Raw genomic sequence first — 17826 nt, forward strand, 5'->3', positions numbered from 1 at the left:
AGCGCCCCTTGCGACCCGCCGCCGCGGGTTCCGCAGCGCTGTCCAGGCTCGCTGTTGCTGTTGCTGTTCCAGCTGTTGATGCCCACGTGCTCCAGCCGACGCTTCTGCGTTTTCTTCCTGCTCTGCGACACCCCAGCACTTCTGCCGAGGAATCCCCGCACCATGAACAGCGACAGCGACCTCCAGATCGCCGGCGACATCCTCGCCGTCCAGCACCTTCTCCAGCCCGCCCCTGAGCACCCGGCCACCGTGGCCGAGTTCGCGGGGCTCGCCCGCTCCATCGCCGCCGACCGCGCGCAGTGGGCGCACCTCGTCGAATACGACGCCACCTCCCGCTGGTACCACCGGCTCCGCACCGGTCCCGGCTATGAGGTCTGGCTGCTCAGCTGGGTTCCCGGCCAGGGCAGCGGGCTGCACGACCACGGCCCCTCCTCCGGTGTGCTCACCGTCCTCGAGGGCGAACTGACCGAGCGCACCCAGAGCGACGAGCGGTCTCTCGCGGAAGGCTCCCAGCGGGTCTTCGCACCGGGCTATGTGCACGAGGTCGTCAACGACACCCTCGAACCGGCCGTCAGCCTGCACGTCTACTACCCGGGCCTCACCGAGATGCCGATGCACCCGGCCGCGCGCTGCACGGCGGACGCCGTTCCCGCGTAAGCGGCCGCTGGAGCACGGATCGAGCCAACTTAGTGCCCTTCTCTCGGATCCGGCCTGATCCGCGGGAGCGGCCGTGAGCCGTCGGACGGACCTGCAAGGATGTCCGTATGCGCATTGTGGTTCTGGCCGGCGGTATCGGCGGCGCCCGTTTCCTTCGCGGTCTCAAGCAGGCAGCGCCCGAAGCGGACGTCACGGTGATCGGCAACACCGGTGACGACATCCATCTGTTCGGGCTGAAGGTCTGCCCCGACCTCGACACGGTGATGTACACCCTCGGCGGTGGCATCAACGAGGAGCAGGGCTGGGGGCGTCAGGACGAGACCTTCCAGGTCAAGAGCGAACTCTCGGCCTACGGAGTGGGCCCCGAGTGGTTCGGCCTCGGCGACCGCGACTTCGCGACGCACATCGTCCGTACGCAGATGCTGAGCGCCGGCTATCCGCTCAGCGCCGTCACCGAGGCCCTCTGCGACCGGTGGAACCCGGGTGTGCGGCTCCTGCCGATGTCCGACGACCGGGTCGAGACCCACGTCGCCGTGACGATCGACGGCGAGCGCAAGGTCATCCACTTCCAGGAGTACTGGGTGCGTCTGCGGGCCTCCGCGGCGGCCGAGGCGGTGGTGCCGGTCGGCGCCGACCAGGCCAAACCGGCGCCCGGAGTGCTGGAGGCGATCGCCTCCGCCGACGTCATCCTCTTCCCTCCGTCGAACCCGGTCGTCAGCGTCGGCACCATCCTCGCCGTGCCCGGTATACGCGAGGCCATCGCGGAGGCGGGCGTGCCGGTGGTCGGCCTCTCCCCCATCGTCGGGGACGCGCCCGTGCGCGGCATGGCCGACAAGGTGCTCGCGGCGGTGGGCGTCGAGGCGACGGCCACCGCTGTCGCCCAGCACTACGGCTCCGGGCTGCTCGACGGCTGGCTCGTCGACACCGTCGACGAGGACGCGGTGGCAGCCGTCGAGGCGGCGGGCATCCGCTGCCGGGCCGTGCCGCTGCTGATGACAGACGTGGACGCCGCGGCGGAGATGGCACGTGAGGCGCTGGCCCTGGCCCAGGAGGTACGGGCGTGAGCCTGCCGTCGTACCGGGTCTGGGCGCTGCCCGGGCTCGGTGAGGTCCTGCCCGGCGACAACATCGCCAAGCTGATCGCCGCGACGTCGCCCGGGCTGGCCGACGGGGACGTACTGCTCGTCACCTCGAAGATCGTCAGCAAGGCCGAGGGCCGGATCGTCGAGGCGACGGACCGCGAGGCGGCCATCGACGCGGAGACGGTACGGGTCGTGGCGCGGCGCGGCCCGCTGCGCATCGTCGAGAACCGGCAGGGCCTCGTCATGGCGGCGGCCGGGGTCGACGCGTCCAACACCCCCGTCGGGACGGTGCTGTTGCTGCCCGCGGATCCGGACGCGTCGGCGCGTGCGATCCGTGAAGGGCTGCGGGACGAGCTCGGCGTCGACGTCGGTGTGATCGTCACCGACACCTTCGGACGGCCCTGGCGGACCGGGCTGACCGATGTCGCGATCGGCGCGGCGGGCGTACGGGTCCTGGACGACCTGCGCGGCGGCACCGACGCGTACGGCAACCCTCTCGGCTCGACGGTCGTGGCCACCGCCGACGAACTCGCCGCCGCCGGCGACCTGGTGAAGGGCAAGGCCAACGGCCTGCCGGTCGCGGTGGTTCGCGGCCTGGCCCACGTTGTCGCCGAGGACGCCGAAGGCGCACGGTCGATGGTGCGGGGCGCCGCCGACGACATGTTCCGGCTCGGGACGTCGGAAGCGGTACGGGAGGCGGTGACGCAGCGCCGGACCGTACGGGAGTTCACGGACGAACCGGTGGACGGCGGCGCGGTGCGGCGTGCGGTCGCCGCGGCGGTGACGGCGCCCGCCCCCCACCACACGACACCGTGGCGCTTCGTGCTCCTCGAGTCGCCGACGTCCCGCGTCCGGCTGCTGGACGCGATGCGTGAGGCGTGGATCGCCGACCTTCGGCGCGACGGCAAGTCCGAGGAGTCCATCGCGAAGCGGGTCCGGCGTGGGGACGTCCTGCGCAACGCACCGTATCTGGCGGTTCCTTGCCTGGTGATGGACGGCTCCCACACGTACGGCGACGAGCGGCGCGACGCTGCGGAACGCGAGATGTTCGTGGTCGCGGCGGGGGCGGGCGTGCAGAACTTCCTCGTGGCGCTGGCGGGCGAGCGGCTGGGATCGGCGTGGGTGTCGTCGACGATGTTCTGCCGGGAGGTGGTGCGGGACGTGCTGTCGCTGCCGGCCTCGTGGGACCCGATGGGTGCGGTGGCGATCGGTCACGCGGCCGCTGCGCCGAAGGCGCGCCCGCCGCGTGAGGGTGAGTCGTTCATCGAGGTGCGATAGGGCGAGGCGCCGACCACACACGCCGGAGGCGGGGCGCCTTCACCAGGCGGCGATGTCGACCTTGCGCATCTTTGGTTCGCGGCGGGGCGGAGTGCGGCCCGAGAGCAGGATGAGGCGGGCCGCGCGGTGGCGCTGGCCGGCGTAGGGCGCCAGGAGCGACAGCATCGCCGCGTCGTCCGTGTTGCGGTCGCCCGCCAGCGCGTAGCCCACGATGCGCGGCAGGTGCAGGTCGCCGACCGTGACCGCGTCCGCCGCGCCGTTGCTGCGCTGGATGACCTCCGCGGAGGTCCATGGTCCGATCCCGGGGATCAGCTCCAGCCGGGCCATGGCCTGTTCGGGGGCCATCGTCGCCGCTTCCTCCATCCTGCGCGCCACCTTCACCGCGCGCAGGATCGTCGACGCACGCTTGTTGTCGACGCCGGCGCGGTGCCATTCCCAGGAAGGAATGAGCGCCCAGGTGCGCGGACCCGGCATGACGTACAGGCCGTTGTCGGGGCCCGGTGCCGGTTCGCCGTACGCGCGGACCAGCAGCCGCCATGCCCGGTACGCCTCGTCCGCGGTGATCTTCTGCTCGAGGATCGAGGGGATCAGGGATTCCATGACGAGCCCCGTGCGCAGCAGCCGCAGGCCGGGCCGCCGGTGCTGCGACGCGGCGACCAGCCGGTGGTGCGGGGTGAACGCCTCGGGTTCGTCCAAGGCCCCGAGCAGGTCGGGCAGCCGGTCGAGCAGCCACTGTGCACCCGGCCCCCAGGCCTCGGCCTCCGCGGTGCCGCCGCGGAGGGCGACGCGCAGGGTGCCGGGGCCTTCGGGGGTCAGGCTGGTCCGCCACACGGAGCCGTCCGGCGTCGTACGGAAGGTCGGGTCGGCCGGGCCGCGGCGCAGCGGCCCGAGGACCAGGCCGAGGTCGAGCGGCCACGGCGGGGTCCAACGCCGTGTGCGGGCGGCGTTGGAGACCTGTCGCGGTACGGCGGCGGACACGTGCGTCGCGCCACCGCGCACGGTGGCGCGGTTCGTACCCGGTTCGAAGCGACCTGCCATGCGGTCAGGCTACTGGTCGGACGAGAAGCGGATCGCGCCCGCGGGAATCACGGCGTCGCACCACACCCGCGCGCCGTCCTGGAGTTCGTTGTCCTCGCCCACGTCCGCGCCGTCGCCGACGACCACGCCGGACAGCACCGTGCGTGCCCCGACCCGGGCCCCCGCGCCGACGAGCGAGTCGGAGATCACGGCGCCCGGCTCCACGACCGCGCCGGCCAGGACCGTGCTGCCCTCGATGCGGGCGTCCTCGCCGATGCGTGCGCCCTCGCAGACCACGGTGCCGCCGGTCAGCTTCGCGCCGGGCGCGACGGACGCGTCCGAAAGCACCAGCCGGTCACCGCGCCGGCCCGGGACCGCGGGGGACGGTGCCCGGCCGAGCACCAGGTCGGCGGAGCCGCGCACGAAGGCCTGCGGTGTGCCGAGGTCCAGCCAGTACGTGGAGTCGACCATGCCCTGGAGGTGCGCTCCGGAGCTCAGCAGTTCGGGGAACGTCTCCCGTTCGACGGAGACGGGCCGGCCGGCCGGGATGGCGTCGATGACCGACCGCCGGAACACATAGGCGCCCGCGTTGATCTGGTCGGTGACGATCTCCTCCGGCGTCTGGGGCTTCTCCAGGAACGCCGTGACGCGGCCGGTCTCGTCCGTCGGCACCAGGCCGAAGGCACGGGGGTCGTCGACCCGGGTGAGGTGGAGGGAGACGTCCGCGCCCGACGAGCGGTGGGTCGCGACGAGGGCCTCGATGTCCAGTCCGGTGAGGATGTCGCCGTTGAAGATCAGCACCGGGTCGTCGGGGCCGGAGCGCAGCCGTGAGGCCACATTGCGGATCGCCCCGCCCGTGCCGAGCGGCTCGTCCTCCGTGACGTACTCGAGGTGGAGGCCGAGCGCCGAGCCGTCGCCGAAGTACGGCTCGAAGACCTCGGCCAGGTAGGAGGTGGCGAGCACGATGTGCTCGACGCCCGCCGCCCGCGCACGCGCCAGTTGGTGGGTGAGGAAGGGCACGCCTGCTGCCGGAACCATCGGCTTCGGTGTGCGGACGGTGAGGGGACGCAGCCGGGTGCCCTTGCCTCCGACCAGGAGAATCGCTTCAGGTGCCTGGTTCAATGCGTTCTCTGCTTCCTGCTGGATTTCGACGGGGCGGGGCGCGGTCGCTGGTTCGACCGGCCAGTGTATGAGTTGCGTTTCCCGGCAAACGCCCCGTACCCGTTCAGGAAGCGGTCATCGGCCCTGGTACTTGGCCGAGGCCGTTCGGGCCGTGCCGAGCTTGCTGTAGAGACGGTCTCCGGGACAGTCCGTGAGGTAACCGTCGCGGTGTCCGGAGATGGCGTTGAGCTTGACCTTCCTGCCCTTGGCGTATTTGCCGCTCCCCGCCGATGTGAGCGTCACTTTGCCCTTCGGATCGACCCCGCTCAGCCCGAGCTTCCACGCGGTCAGCTTGGCCACGGCGGTCACCGCGGCCTGCGGCGGATTGGACGAACTGTACGTGCCGAGCACGGCGATGCCCGTGCTGTTCGTGTTGAAACCCAGGGTGTGTGCGCCGAGCACCGGTTTGGCCACGCCTCCGGCGCGCCCTTCGTAGATGTTTCCGCACTTGTCGACGGCGAAGTTGTAGCCGATGTCGCGCCAGCCGCTGCTCTCGACGTGGTAGCGGTAGATACTGCGGATAACTGAGGGGGCCTCCGCGCAGCTGTAGTTGTTGCCGGTTGCGCTGTGGTGCACGAAGGCGGCCTTGACCGAGCCCGTGTAGACGAACTGCTTCTCCCGCCACGACTCGTTCGCGCCCCACCCCTTGCGGGTGACGATGCGCGGTCGCGGCCCGATGTACGGCTTGGCGCCGGCGGCGAGATCGCCCACGAGGAGGTCGCCCGCCGCTGTCGCCTCGGCCTCCGTGTCGGCCTGGTTGAGGGCGGGGATCTCGAGGCCGCCGAGCGGGGCGCGGCCGATGGTGGTGTCGGTGTCGGTGCCCGTTCCGGTGCCGGTGCCCGTTCCAGTGCCGGTGTCGGTGTCGGTGCCCATGCCGGTGTCGGTGTCGGTGCCGGTGCCGGTTCCACTGCCGGTGTCGGGGCCGGTGCCGGTTTCCGGGGCCGTGCCGGTTCCACTGCCGGTGTCGGTGTCGGTTTCGGGGCCGGCGGCGACGGGGTCGGTTCCCGCGTCGGTGTCCGGATCTGTTCGCGGGGAGGTGTCCGGGGCGCTGTCGTCGGAGGTCGCCGGATCGTCGCCCGGATCGACGAGTTCGAGGCGCAGGCCTTCCGGCAGCCGGCCCGAGACGCCGTCCGCGGTCCGTACACGCACCTCCACGCCGTCCGACTCGCCGACCCAGAGCGGAGCCGTGGAGCCGCGTACCGACGAGGCCTCGCTCTCCGGGGTTCCGTGGTCGGGCGCGTGCTCCGAGTTGTGCGTCTCGACCTGCTGCCAGCCGGACCATGTGCCGGTGCCGGCGTCCCGAGTGCGCACCTCGACCGTGCCGTCGAGTTCCGTATGGGCGTCCTCCCAGACGACGCCGACCAGGGAGAACGGGTCGACGGTCTGGCGGGGCAGGCCCTGCTCCACCGTGCCGAGCGAACGGTCGGAGGGGGTTTGGCCTATGGACTTCAGTGGCAGGGACTGGGTCGAGCCGGGCACGTCCGGTACTTGTGGGACCGCGGCGGCCTGCAGGGGCGCGGCGACGGCGCCGGAAGCGAGCGAAAGCGGGATGGCGAGCGCGGTCGCGCACACCACTCCGACGGATGAAGCCAGGTATCCACGCATGGCAAAAAGCGTGGGGCGCGCCCGCGAACGGTGCCGTTCGGCACGAGACTGACGCCCCGTCGGTCCGACCGGGGGATCCCTTCACCACAACGGCGGCGGCCGCCCCGGGGCGCGGCGTACCCTTGCGCGGGTGAACGCCAGCGACCACACCCCTGCCGACCTGCTGCGATCCGCGCTCGCCGCGGACCCCGCACGCCCCTTGGTCACCTTCTACGACGACGCCACCGGTGAGCGGGTCGAGCTGTCCGTCGCCACTTTCGCCAATTGGGTGGCCAAAACGGCCAATCTCCTCCAGGGCGACCTGTCCGCCGGGCCGGGCGACCGGCTCGCGCTGCTGTTGCCCGCGCATTGGCAGAGCGCGGTGTGGCTGCTTGCCTGCTCCTCCGTTGGAGTGATTGCGCACGTCGGTGGCGACGCGGCCGGCGCGGACTATGTGGTGGCCGGCCCCGGGCAGTTCGACGCCGGGCTCGCCTGCACCGGCGATCGCATCGCCCTGTCCCTCGCGCCGCTCGGTCGCCGCTTCCCCACGCCGCCGGCCGGCTACGCCGACTACGCGGTGGAGGTGCCCGGCCAGGGGGACCGGTTCGCCCCTTACGCTCCGGTGGATCCGGACGAGGCCGCGCTGGTGGTCGGCGACGTCGAGCTGACAGGCGCCGAACTTGTCGACCGTGCACGGGCGGACGCGTCGCGGCTCGGCCTGGGGCCCGGGTCGCGGCTGTTGAGCGGAAAGCCGTACGACTCCTGGGAGGGCCTCTCCGCGGGGCTGTTCGCGCCGCTGGTGTCGGGTGGTTCGGTGGTGCTCTGCCGGAATCTGGGCGAGTTGTCCCAAGAGGGCCTGGAGAAGCGTGTCGAGAGCGAGCGGGTCACCGGCACGGCACTGTGACCAGCCGGATGACGAGGCGGTGTGACCAGCCGGTGTGACAAGCCCTGAACGTCCACTCGTGTGGCGCACACTCGGGCCGAGCCCTCCCCGTCCGGTGGTCGGCCCCGGTGGATGATCGGCGACAAGCGTGCTTCAACGCACAACCAAGCGCCGGGCTCAGCCGTCTAGACCAGCGATCGGCGACCCAGCGCGCCGCCGACGCCACGAAGGATGGACGCACACGTGACGGACAAGGCCGGCCGCCCGTCGGAGCCCGCGGGCTCCACTGACGCGGACGAGAGCGCGGGGTCCGCGGGGTCCGCTGCCGAGAACGACTCCGCCGCGTCCACCGACCCGTCTGGCCCCGACGAGGCCGGCACCGGCACCGACGCGAACGCCGCGGCACCGGGGGGTGCCCCGGACGGCGCGTCCGGCTCCGGCTCGGAGGACAACGCCGGGGACGGAGGCGGGCCCGCGGACGGGAACGGGGCAGGGCACGGCGACGACGCCGGGCACGGGGACGGGCCCGCGCCAGGCGATGACGGCGGGCGGCCGCGGTACTGGCTGCGTTGGGCCGCGCTCGGGACCTCGCTCGTCGTGCTTGCCGCCGCCGGTGCCGGCTGGTGGTTCTACCGCAAGCTCGACTCCAACATCACCACGGACATCACGGCCGCGGCCGAGCTCGAGACGTACGAGAAGGAACGCCCGGCCACCGTCGCCGTCGACGCCCAGAACATCCTGCTTCTCGGCTCCGACACCCGCGCCGGTAAGGGCAACAGCAAGTACGGCCGTGACGAGGCCGGCGGCAGCGAGCGCTCCGACACGACGATCCTGCTGCACATCTCGGCCGACCATAAGAGCGCGACGGCGATCTCGATCCCGCGCGACCTGATCGTCACGATCCCGAGCTGCGGCAAGCGGGGCGGCGGCCGCACGAAGGAGCAGCGCGCGCAGTTCAACTGGGCGTTCCAGTTCGGTGGGGCGGCCTGCACGATCCGTACCGTCGAGAAGTTCACCGGGGTCCGCATCGACCACCACATGGTGATCGATTTCCGCGGCTTCAAGGACATGGTCGACGCGGTGGACGGCGTCGAGGTGTGTCTCGCGGAGCCGATCGACGACAAGGACGCACGCCTCAAGCTGCCGGCGGGGCCGCAGACGCTCCGCGGCGAGCAGGCCCTCGGGTTCGTACGGGCCCGCAAGACGCTGGGCAACGGCAGCGACACCGAACGCATGGAGCGCCAGCAACAGTTCATGGGCGCGCTGGTCAAGAAGGTGCAGAGCGACGGCGTGCTGCTCAATCCGACGCGGCTCTATCCGGTGCTCGACGCGGCGACGAAGTCGATCACCACGGATGCCGGTCTGGACTCGCTCAGGGACCTTTACGAACTGACCCGGTCAATTCGCAGCATCCCTACGGAAAAGGTGCAGTTCCTTACCGTGCCGCGTCGCCCGTACGCCGCGAACCCGAACCGGGACGAGCTTGTCCAGCCCGAAGCGAGTCAGCTTTTCAAGAGCCTGCGCGACGACGTCCCGGTCACCGTCGTCCCCACGGACGAGCCGGAGGGCGAGGCCACCGGAAAGCCGGAGGCGGACGGCACCGGCCCGAGCGCGACTCCGACGTTCCCCGGGACCAACGCCGCTGAAGGGGTGTGTGAGTAAAGCAATGGCCAAACGGAAGCCGAGAGTAAATACGGATTGGGCGAATTGCCCGGTTGTAAGCGGCGTGCAATTTGTCACGAGCGTCGCTCGACGCTGAACTGGGCGGATAGTGTGACGCGATCCGGTGCTTCCGACCCTGTGTCGCGCACTGCTGGATCGAAGGACCGAGCGCCTGTCGGGGGGAGGCGCCTCGCGTGGCACCGACGGAGGACTCAAGCAACCGTGGATGCGCAAAGCCGTGGGCGGGCGGACGAGATCGACCCCGCCGACCAGTGGGTACTCAACCCGCAGACCGGCAACTACGAACTGCGACTGGACCAATCCGCACCGCAGTCGGTTCCGTCCTCCAGAGGTTCGGGCCCTCGCGGGTCCGGGGCCAGAGCCGCGGGCGGCCGTCGCGACGTGGTGGCTCAGAACGCATCGGTCGCGTCCGGCTCCCGGCGCCGTACGACAGCACCGGCCCCCGAGGTACCCGGCCAGCGCAGCCGGCGCGCCGGTGACGCCTCCGGCGGCCGGGCCGCGCAGCAGCAGCCGGGTCGGCGCAAGCGCAAGCAGGCCAAGACGCGCAAGAAGAAGGCGCTGCTGTGGACGGGCGGCACCCTGGCGTTCGTGCTCGTCGGCACCGCCGCCGCCGGTTACCTGTACCTCGAGCACCTCAACTCGAACATCACCTCGGTCCCCGACGACGGCGCCGGCACCGGCGGCTTCAGCAAGGACCGGGCCATCAACATCCTGCTGATCGGCACGGACAAGCGCACCGGCGACGGCAACGAGGGCTACGGCGACAGGAACAGCGCGGGCCACGCCGACACCACCGTGCTGCTGCACGTGTCCAAGGACCGCACCAACGCGACGGCGTTGAGCATCCCGCGCGACCTGATCACCGACATCCCGGACTGCCCGACCACGCAGGAGGACGGGACCACCAAAACCATTGCGGGGTCGTCCAACACCCGGTTCAACGTCAGCCTCGGCCAGGCGGGCCGCACGCCGAGCTGCACGATGCGCACGGTCACGGAACTCACCGGAATCAAGCCGGACCACTTCATGGTGGCCGACTTCAACGCCGTCAAGACCCTGAGCTCCGCGGTCGGCGGCGTACCGATCTGCCTGAAGAAGGACATAAAGGACGAGGACTCCAAGCTGGACCTGCCGGCGGGCGACCACACCCTCGAGGGCGAGCAGGCCCTCGCGTTCGTACGCACCCGGCACGCGGTCGGGTTCGGCGGCGACCTCGACCGGATCAAGATCCAGCAGCAGTTCCTCAGTTCGCTGATGCGCAAGCTCAAGTCGAACGACACACTCACCAGCCCGACGAAGCTGGTCAGTCTGGCCGAGGCGGGCACCAAGGCGCTGACCGTCGACTCCAAGATCGACGACGTCATGAAGCTCCGTGATCTCGGTCTGGAGCTCGGCAAGTTCGACATGAAGAACCTGACCTTCGCCACCGTGCCGGTGGTCGACAACCCGACGGAGAAGGTCAAGGCCACGGTCGTGCTCGACACCGCCAAGGCCGAGTCGCTGTTCGCCATGGTCCGCGAGGACGTGTCGCTCACCGAGGTCGAGGGCCAGAAGAAGGCCGCCAAGGACAAGCAGAACGCACTCCTCAAGGGCGCCCGGGCCGAGGCCTCCGACGTGCGCGTCGATGTCTTCAACGGCGGCGGCCCCACCGGCGCCGCCCAGAAGACCCTCGACTGGCTGCAGAACACCGAGGGCGTCATCAAGTCCGCCAACAAGGGCAACGCCCCGGCGAAGGTCTCGAGGACAACACTGGAGTACGCGCCGAACCAGGCCGACCAGGCCCGCAAACTCGCGGACCTGATGGGCCTGCCCGCAGCGGCGCTCAAGCCCGGCACCGAGGACGCGGAGGCTCTGGAAGCCATGACGCTGACCCTCGGGCCCGATTTCAAGGGCGCAGGGGTGCCCATCACCGGTCCGGCGAAACTGCCGGACGACGTGACACGAGTCGAAGCAGACAAGAAGGTGTGCGCCGAGTGACGCCGGAGAAACGGCTCATGCGGCCCGCCTGAAAACAGGGGGGAACCAGGGGTGGGACAGAACAGCGTGCGTGGGGAGGGGACCCGGGAGCACGTTGCGGAGCCCGGCGATCTCGGCTGGGACGACGGGCTGTACGGCGAGGGGGCCGGTCGTGTCCCCGGCAGCCGTACGGCTCCGGACGACGAGCGCAGCACGCCGGAGGCCGCGGGCGGCGGTCATCGCCGCGGCGGTCCACGGCGGCGCGCGAAGCGCGGCAAGCGCCGGATACTCCGCGGCATCGCGATCACGGTGTCGGTGCTGGTGCTCGGCACCGCCGGAGCGGGTTACCTCTATTACGAGCATCTGAACAGCAAGCTCAAGAAGGACGACCTGACGCTCGGCGACGCGATGCCGGACCACAAGGCGAACGCCGCCGGTCAGACACCGCTGAACATCCTTCTGATCGGCTCGGACGCGCGGAACTCGAAGGCGAACCAGAAACTCGGCGGCGCCAAGGACACGTTCGGCGCGCCGCCGCTCGCCGACGTCCAGATGCTGGTGCACCTGTCCGCGGACCGCAGCAACATCTCCGTCATCAGCATGCCGCGGGACACGCTCGTGGACATCCCGAAGTGCACCGACCCGGACACCGGGGACACCTTTCCCGCCACTCAGCTCGCGCTCACCAACGAGTCGCTGGGCCGTGGCGGGCCGGGATGCACGGTGGCCACCTGGTACGGCCTCACGGGCATCACCATCGACCACTTCATGATGATCGACTTCGCGGGTGTGGTCTCGATGGCCGACGCGATAGGCGGTGTCCCTGTCTGCGTCGAGGAGAACATCCACTCCCGCACCCGGGACGGCAAAGGCTCCGGTCTGAAGCTGGAGAAGGGCACGACCCCCATCAAGGGCGAGCAGGCGCTGCAGTGGCTGCGCACCCGCTACGGCTTCGACGACGGCACCGACCTGGCCCGTGCGCACGGCCAGCACATGTACATGAACTCGATGGTCCGTGAGCTGCGCAAGAACACCAAGCTCACCGACCCGAACAAGCTGCGCAAGCTCGCAGAGGCCGCCATCGACGCACTCACCGTCGACAAGAGCATCAACACCGTCAAGGACCTGTACGACCTGGGCACACAGCTCAAGAGCGTCCCGACCTCCCGCATCACGATGACGACGATGCCGAACGTCTACAGTCAGCGGCCCGAGGCCCGTTTCAAGGGCAAGGTGGAGCCCATGCCGGGTGACGCCGAGAAGCTGTTCCGGATGGTGCGCGAGGACATCCCGCTGGACGGCAAGGGGCCGAAGAAGCCACCGGCCAAGCCCGCCGAGTCCAAGGATCCCGCGAACGTCCCCGCGGAGATCGCCGTCATGGTGCGCAACGGCACCGGCGGCGACGGGCAGATCGCCGAGGGCGGCCGGGCGACGGCCGTGACGGGCCTGCTGACCGGCAAGGGCTTTGCCCTCGCGAAGGCCGACCGCACGCTCGACCCGCAGAAGACCACGGTCGTGCTGTACTCCAACGCCGAACTGGAGGGCGACGCACAGGAGGTCGCCAAGGCCCTGGGGATCCCCGTGACTTCGGTGAAGAGGTCCACTGACGCCACCGGCATCCAGCTGATCGTCGGCGCGGACTGGCGGAAGGGCGACACGTACCCGAAGTCGAACGCCAAGACCGACAACAAGACCCCGGACACGGCGAACGTCCTCCGCGGCGACAACGACGAGGCGTGCATGCCGGTGCAGGAGGGCTTCACCTGGTAGCAGCCCGGCACGGAGAAGGGCCGGTCGAAACGACCGGGCCCTTCTCCATGTCCGTGCCGGTGTCAGACGGCGGCCCTGACCGGCGGCCTCTTGCTCGCGACGACCCTCTTCGCCAGCGAACGCGGGCTCGTCAGGAAGCCGTACCCCCACGACATGTGCATGGTGGCCAGCGCCACCGGGATCCGCAGCCGGGCCTTCAGCGGGAGGCCCTTGCCGGCCGGCACAGAGCCGGCGGTGATTGCCGCGAGATAGCCGGCGGGGACGACGAAGGCCCACGGCGTCAGTGCGGCGCCCGCCACGACACCGGCGGCGATGGCGCACACGGCCGTCGGCGGAGCCAGGTAGCGGAGGTTGATGGAGCCCTGGTGGTAGCGGGCGACGACATGGCGCCAACGCCCGTAGTCCTTGTACTGCTTGGCGAGCGCCCGCACGGAGGGCCGCGGGCGGTACTGGACCTTCAGCTCGGGCGAGAACCAGATCAGGCCGCCGGCTTCCCGGATCCGGAAGTTCAGCTCCCAGTCCTGGGCGCGGATGAACTCCTCGTTGTAGCCGCCCTGCTGCTCCAGCGCTTCCCGGCGGAAGACGCCCAGGTACACGGTCTCCGCCGGGCCGGCCTTGCCGCCGGTGTGGAACGCGGCGTTGCCGACCCCGACTTTGGAGGTCATCGCGGCCGCGACCGCGTCCTCCCAGGCGTTCTCGCCCTCGGCGTGCATGATGCCGCCGACGTTCTGCGCGCCGGTCTCCTCCAGGAGGCGGACCGCGGTCGCGATGTAGTTGGGCGACAGCATGCCGTGGCCGTCGACGCGCACCACGATCGGGTGCTTCGACGCCTTGATGGCGGCGTTCAGCGCGGCCGGGGTGCGACCGGTCGGGTTGGGCACGGTGTGGACACGGGCTCGTTCGTGGGAAGCGGTCTCGCGTACCAGCTCGGCGGCGATCTCGTCGGTGCGGTCCGTGGACGGTCCGAGCGCGATCACCACCTCCATCTCGCCGTCGTAGTCCTGCTCGAGGATGTGACGGACGGAATTGCGGAGATGCCGCTCCTCATTGAGGACCGGCATGATCACGGAGACAGCGGGCGTGGCGTTCATCGTCCGCCACGTTACCGCGAACGGGGGACTGTGAGGCGCGGCGGCCGGTGGTCGAAGATCGTAGCGGCCTACGGTGCGGGGAATCCCCTGTCGTCCGCGGAGGTGTCCTCTTGCCCTCACCGCCCCGCCCGCGCCCCCGCTCCCCCAAGGCCCCGCAGCGCGGCAGCGCACGGCCCACCGCGCGGCAGACAGCGCGGCAGGCAGGACGGCCGCGCGAGGACGGGCGTCCGCGCTGGGGTGCCCGGTTCGTGACAACTCTCTCGGTGCTGGTCCTTGGCGTGGGCGGCATCGGGCACGCCGTGGTCTCCAGCCTCGACACCGAAATCGCTCGGGTCGACGCGTTCAGTGACATGAAGAACCGGCCGGACGGCGGCCGCGGGATGAACGTCCTCATCGTCGGCACCGACAGTCGCGACAAGATCACACCGGAGCAGAAGCAGAAGTACCGGCTCGGCGGTGCGCCCTGCAACTGCACCGACACGATCATGCTCGTGCACATCTCCCGGAACCGGGAGCGCGCCAGCGTGGTCAGCCTCCCCCGGGACAGTTACGCGGAGATCCCCGAGCACACGGACACCACCACGGGCAAGCACCACAAGCCGCACCCCGTGAAGCTCAACGCCGCCTACGCGGAGGGCGGTCCCGGCCTGACCGTCCGGACGGTCGAGCACATGACCAAGGTGAAGATCGACCACTACCTCGAGATCGACTTCACCAGCTTCATGAAGACCGTGGACGCGCTGGGCGGGGTGGAGGTCTGCACCGTTCGGCCGATGAAGGACAGCTATACGGGCCTGGATCTGCCGGTCGGCACACACAAGCTCACGGGCGGGCAGGCGCTGCAATATGTGCGCTCACGCCATATCGACGGGGCCGCGGACCTCGGCCGTATGCAACGCCAGCAACGCTTCCTGGCCGCTCTCGTCGATCGGGCGACCAGCAGCGGGGTCCTGCTCAATCCCGTGAAGTTCCGTCGCATCTCCTCGACCATGCTGGGCGCGGTCCGCGCCGACAAGGGATTCGGCACCAAGGAAATGCTCGCTCTCGGCCGGGCCATGCACGGCTTCTCGCCCGCGTCGTCCGAGTTCACGTCCGTGCCCGTCGGCGACGTCGGCTTCCTGGTCCCGGGCGTAGGCTCCACCGTGAAGTGGGACACGGCCAAAGCGGAGAAGCTCTTCGCGCTGCTGCGCGACGACCGGCCGCTGGCCCCGCACCGGCCGAAGCGGCAGAAGGCCGATGTGGTCGACGTCTCCCCCGACCAGATCCAGGTGCAGGTCTACAACGGCACCGGCATCAAGGGGCTCGGCAGCAAGGTCGACAAGGCCCTGGACGCCATCGGCTTCGACACCACACGGGCGCCCACGAACGGCGGGGGCGGCCAGGTGGAGCGCACGTATGTGACGTACGACCCTCGCTGGAACCGCTCGGCGAAGTCGCTCCAGGCGGCGCTGCCCGGTGCGGAACTGCGCCCGGTGAAGGGCCAGGGGCCCCTGCTGAAGGTGACGGCGGGGACCGACTTCAAGTCCGTCACACCGGTGCGTACGCAAGCGCCGCACCGGGGCGAGTTCGGCGCCGTCACCGGCGACCAGGTGGTCTGCCCGTAGCCGGGCCGAGGGCGCCAGGGGCGTCGCGGCTCAGTCGTCCATGCCCTCCGCGGCGCGCTTCTCGCGCAGCTCACGGATCGCCCGGCGCCTGGCCAGCCGGTGCGTACGCCGGATCTGCGCCTCCTGGTAGCGCCGCTGGTCCCGCTCGGTCTCCGGGACGACCGGCGGTACGGGCCGGGGCTTGCCGTCCGCGTCCACGGCCGCGAAGACGAGATAGGCGCTGCCGACCTGCTGGGCCGGCGTCGACTCGTTCCAGCGCTCGGCGAGGACGCGCACGCCGACCTCCATCGAGGACCGGCCCGTCCAGTTGACCTGCGCCTTCACATGGACCAGATCCCCCACCCTGACCGGCTCGAGAAACACCATCTCGTCCATCGAGGCGGTGACGGCGGGCCCGCCCGAGTGCCGGCCCGCGACGGCTCCCGCCGCGTCGTCCACCAGTTTCATGATCACGCCGCCGTGCACGGTGCCGAGAAGATTCGTGTCACTTCCGGTCATGATGTGGCTGAGGGTGGTACGGGATGCCGAAGTGGGCTTGCCCGGAATTTCGTCCTCCGGGCGCGGGGCCTGATCTGTCATGACGCCCACCATATGCCGGGGCGGAAATGCATCAGCTTCGCTACAGCCCTGGTGCGATTCCTCACCCGCCCTGTCTGACCGGTGCACGCGCCCTGCACACTGTTCCGCATGAATGACTGGCCCGATGGATGGACGGACGACGGCGGCAACGGCAGAGGCCGCGGCTACGGGCGCGGCAGCGCCGGTGGGCAGCCCGAGGGCGCGCGCGTCATGCGCCACGTCCAGCGACCGGCCGCACCGCAGCACGGCGGGATTCCCCCGCAGCAGCGGGGTTACGACCAGGGCTACGCGGAGCCCGGGTACGACAGCGGCTACAACACGGGCCAGGTCTACGGCGGAACCGGCCGCGGAGGCGCCGGCATCCCCCCGCAGGGCCGACCGCCCCGGCAGCCCGGCCCGGCGCCGGACTGGCGCCGCAGATTCAAGGTCGGCTCGATCCTCGTGCTCGTCGCCGTCCTCGCCACGTCCATCGGCACCTACTTCTGGGCCGACTCGAAGGTGCGGCGCGAGGTCGACCTCTCGAAGGTGATCGAGCGGCCCGGGGAAGGCGACTGCACCACGTATCTGATCGTCGGCTCGGACAGCCGTGAGGGCATGTCCGCCGAGGAGAAGAAGAAGCTCCACACCGGCTCCGCCGAGGGCAAGCGCACCGACTCGATGATGATCCTCGCCGCCTGCTCCAGCGGAAACACCATGGTGTCGCTGCCGCGTGACTCGGACGTCGAGATACCGACCTTCGTCGGCTCCGAGTCCGGCAAGACGTTCCAGGGCACCGGCCGCCGGGTCAAGCTCAACGCCGCGTACGCGGAGGACGGTCCCGAGCTGCTGGTCCGCACGGTCGAGCACAACACCGGCCTGCGCATCGACCATTACGCCGAGATCGGCTTCGCGGGCTTCGCAGGCATCGTCGACGCGCTCGGCGGTGTCGAGATGAACATCGAGAAGGGCTTCAAGGACAAGAAGTCCGGCGCCGACTTCGAAGCCGGCAAGCAGACCCTCGACGGCGAGCAGGCCCTGGCCTTCGTCCGTACCCGGTACGCCTTCGCCGAGTCGGACCTGGCGCGCACCAAGAACCAGCAGAAGTTCCTGTCGGCGATGGCCAGCCAGGCCGCGACGCCGGGCACGGTCCTCAACCCGTTCAAGCTGTACCCCGTGATGGGGGCGGGCCTGGACACCCTGATCGTCGACAAGGACATGTCCCTGTTCGACCTGGGCGAGATGTTCTTTGCCATGAAGGGCGTCACGGACGGGGAGGGCACCTCCATGAACATGCCGACTTCGGGCAGCAACGGCGGCAACCTCGTGTGGGACAAGGCGAAGGTGCAGCAGTTGGTGAAGCAGATCCAGAACGACGAGAAGGTCACCGTCAGCGACAAGTGACGTCGCCGCTCCCGCGGCCAGGGCCCGCCGGGCGTATCAAGCGCCCGATGGGCCCTTCCGTTTTTCGGGACGCCACCCCGGCGGGCTCCCGTACGCGTCCGC

General features: G+C 70.4%; 14 protein-coding genes. 9 read left to right on the forward strand and 5 right to left on the reverse strand.

The features are described 5' to 3' along the window. Window positions 1-162 precede the first annotated feature (162 nt). The 3 genes from ABZ070_RS06520 to ABZ070_RS06530 all read left to right on the forward strand — a co-directional run bounded on the left by ABZ070_RS06520 (window position 163) and on the right by ABZ070_RS06530 (window position 3016). Complete coding sequence (locus ABZ070_RS06520; protein ID WP_356630603.1) at window positions 163-657, forward strand: cysteine dioxygenase family protein; 495 nt, start codon at window positions 163-165, stop codon at window positions 655-657. Window positions 658-764: 107 nt separating this feature from the next. After that, window positions 765-1721, forward strand: coding sequence for a 2-phospho-L-lactate transferase (gene cofD / locus ABZ070_RS06525; RefSeq protein WP_356630605.1), 957 nt, complete (start codon window positions 765-767; stop codon window positions 1719-1721). A 2-nt stretch (window positions 1722-1723) separates the two neighbouring features. Further along, on the forward strand, window positions 1724-3016 hold the full coding sequence (locus ABZ070_RS06530) for a coenzyme F420-0:L-glutamate ligase (RefSeq protein WP_356630675.1): 1293 nt from the start codon (window positions 1724-1726) through the stop codon (window positions 3014-3016). Window positions 3017-3055: 39 nt separating this feature from the next. On the opposite strand, the gene ABZ070_RS06535 is transcribed toward ABZ070_RS06530, so the two are convergent. The 3 genes from ABZ070_RS06535 to ABZ070_RS06545 all read right to left on the reverse strand — a co-directional run bounded on the left by ABZ070_RS06535 (window position 3056) and on the right by ABZ070_RS06545 (window position 6799). After that, the gene (locus ABZ070_RS06535) at window positions 3056-4054 is read right to left on the reverse strand and encodes a DNA-3-methyladenine glycosylase 2 family protein (RefSeq protein ID WP_356630607.1); all 999 of its coding nucleotides are present in this window, start codon (window positions 4052-4054) and stop codon (window positions 3056-3058) included. A gap of 9 nt (window positions 4055-4063) precedes the next feature. Continuing rightward, window positions 4064-5155 (reverse strand): NDP-sugar synthase, encoded by a 1092-nt coding sequence (locus ABZ070_RS06540; RefSeq protein WP_356630609.1) that lies wholly within the window; start codon window positions 5153-5155, stop codon window positions 4064-4066. A gap of 114 nt (window positions 5156-5269) precedes the next feature. Beyond that, on the reverse strand, window positions 5270-6799 hold the full coding sequence (locus ABZ070_RS06545; protein ID WP_356630611.1) for a peptidoglycan recognition protein: 1530 nt from the start codon (window positions 6797-6799) through the stop codon (window positions 5270-5272). A 130-nt stretch (window positions 6800-6929) separates the two neighbouring features. Between ABZ070_RS06545 and ABZ070_RS06550 the strand changes: the two genes are divergently transcribed. The 4 genes from ABZ070_RS06550 (at window position 6930) to ABZ070_RS06565 (ending at window position 13070) form a co-directional block, all read left to right on the forward strand. Continuing rightward, on the forward strand, window positions 6930-7682 hold the full coding sequence (locus ABZ070_RS06550; RefSeq protein ID WP_356630613.1) for a TIGR03089 family protein: 753 nt from the start codon (window positions 6930-6932) through the stop codon (window positions 7680-7682). A gap of 222 nt (window positions 7683-7904) precedes the next feature. Beyond that, window positions 7905-9323, forward strand: a complete 1419-nt coding sequence (locus ABZ070_RS06555) for an LCP family protein (protein WP_356630615.1) — start codon at window positions 7905-7907, stop codon at window positions 9321-9323. Window positions 9324-9545: 222 nt separating this feature from the next. Then, window positions 9546-11321: an LCP family protein gene (locus ABZ070_RS06560; protein ID WP_356630617.1), complete on the forward strand. Its 1776-nt coding sequence runs from the start codon at window positions 9546-9548 to the stop codon at window positions 11319-11321. A gap of 51 nt (window positions 11322-11372) precedes the next feature. Beyond that, window positions 11373-13070 (forward strand): LCP family protein, encoded by a 1698-nt coding sequence (locus ABZ070_RS06565; RefSeq protein WP_356630619.1) that lies wholly within the window; start codon window positions 11373-11375, stop codon window positions 13068-13070. A 62-nt stretch (window positions 13071-13132) separates the two neighbouring features. Here ABZ070_RS06565 and ABZ070_RS06570 read toward each other — a convergent pair whose 3' ends face one another. Then, window positions 13133-14161, reverse strand: a complete 1029-nt coding sequence (locus ABZ070_RS06570; RefSeq protein WP_356630621.1) for a glycosyltransferase family 2 protein — start codon at window positions 14159-14161, stop codon at window positions 13133-13135. A gap of 248 nt (window positions 14162-14409) precedes the next feature. Between ABZ070_RS06570 and ABZ070_RS06575 the strand changes: the two genes are divergently transcribed. Beyond that, the gene (locus ABZ070_RS06575; RefSeq protein ID WP_356630623.1) at window positions 14410-15765 is read left to right on the forward strand and encodes an LCP family protein; all 1356 of its coding nucleotides are present in this window, start codon (window positions 14410-14412) and stop codon (window positions 15763-15765) included. A 30-nt stretch (window positions 15766-15795) separates the two neighbouring features. Here ABZ070_RS06575 and ABZ070_RS06580 read toward each other — a convergent pair whose 3' ends face one another. Continuing rightward, window positions 15796-16344 (reverse strand): acyl-CoA thioesterase, encoded by a 549-nt coding sequence (locus tag ABZ070_RS06580; RefSeq protein WP_356630625.1) that lies wholly within the window; start codon window positions 16342-16344, stop codon window positions 15796-15798. A 108-nt stretch (window positions 16345-16452) separates the two neighbouring features. On the opposite strand from ABZ070_RS06580, the gene ABZ070_RS06585 reads away from it, so the two are divergent. Beyond that, window positions 16453-17724, forward strand: a complete 1272-nt coding sequence (locus tag ABZ070_RS06585; RefSeq protein ID WP_356630627.1) for an LCP family protein — start codon at window positions 16453-16455, stop codon at window positions 17722-17724. Window positions 17725-17826: the final 102 nt, after the last annotated feature.

It is taken from the genome of Streptomyces sp. NPDC006283, assembly GCF_040613325.1.
Classification (GTDB): Bacteria; Actinomycetota; Actinomycetes; order Streptomycetales; family Streptomycetaceae; genus Streptomyces.

Coding starts and splice junctions, on each gene's coding strand:
- ABZ070_RS06520 (WP_356630603.1), top strand. CDS start 163: ATGAACAGCGACAGCGACCTCCAGATCGCCGGCGACATCCTCGCCGTC.
- cofD (WP_356630605.1), top strand. CDS start 765: ATGCGCATTGTGGTTCTGGCCGGCGGTATCGGCGGCGCCCGTTTCCTT.
- ABZ070_RS06535 (WP_356630607.1), bottom strand. CDS start 4,054: ATGGCAGGTCGCTTCGAACCGGGTACGAACCGCGCCACCGTGCGCGGT.
- ABZ070_RS06545 (WP_356630611.1), bottom strand. CDS start 6,799: ATGCGTGGATACCTGGCTTCATCCGTCGGAGTGGTGTGCGCGACCGCG.
- ABZ070_RS06570 (WP_356630621.1), bottom strand. CDS start 14,161: ATGAACGCCACGCCCGCTGTCTCCGTGATCATGCCGGTCCTCAATGAG.
- ABZ070_RS06580 (WP_356630625.1), bottom strand. CDS start 16,344: ATGACAGATCAGGCCCCGCGCCCGGAGGACGAAATTCCGGGCAAGCCC.
- ABZ070_RS06585 (WP_356630627.1), top strand. CDS start 16,453: ATGAATGACTGGCCCGATGGATGGACGGACGACGGCGGCAACGGCAGA.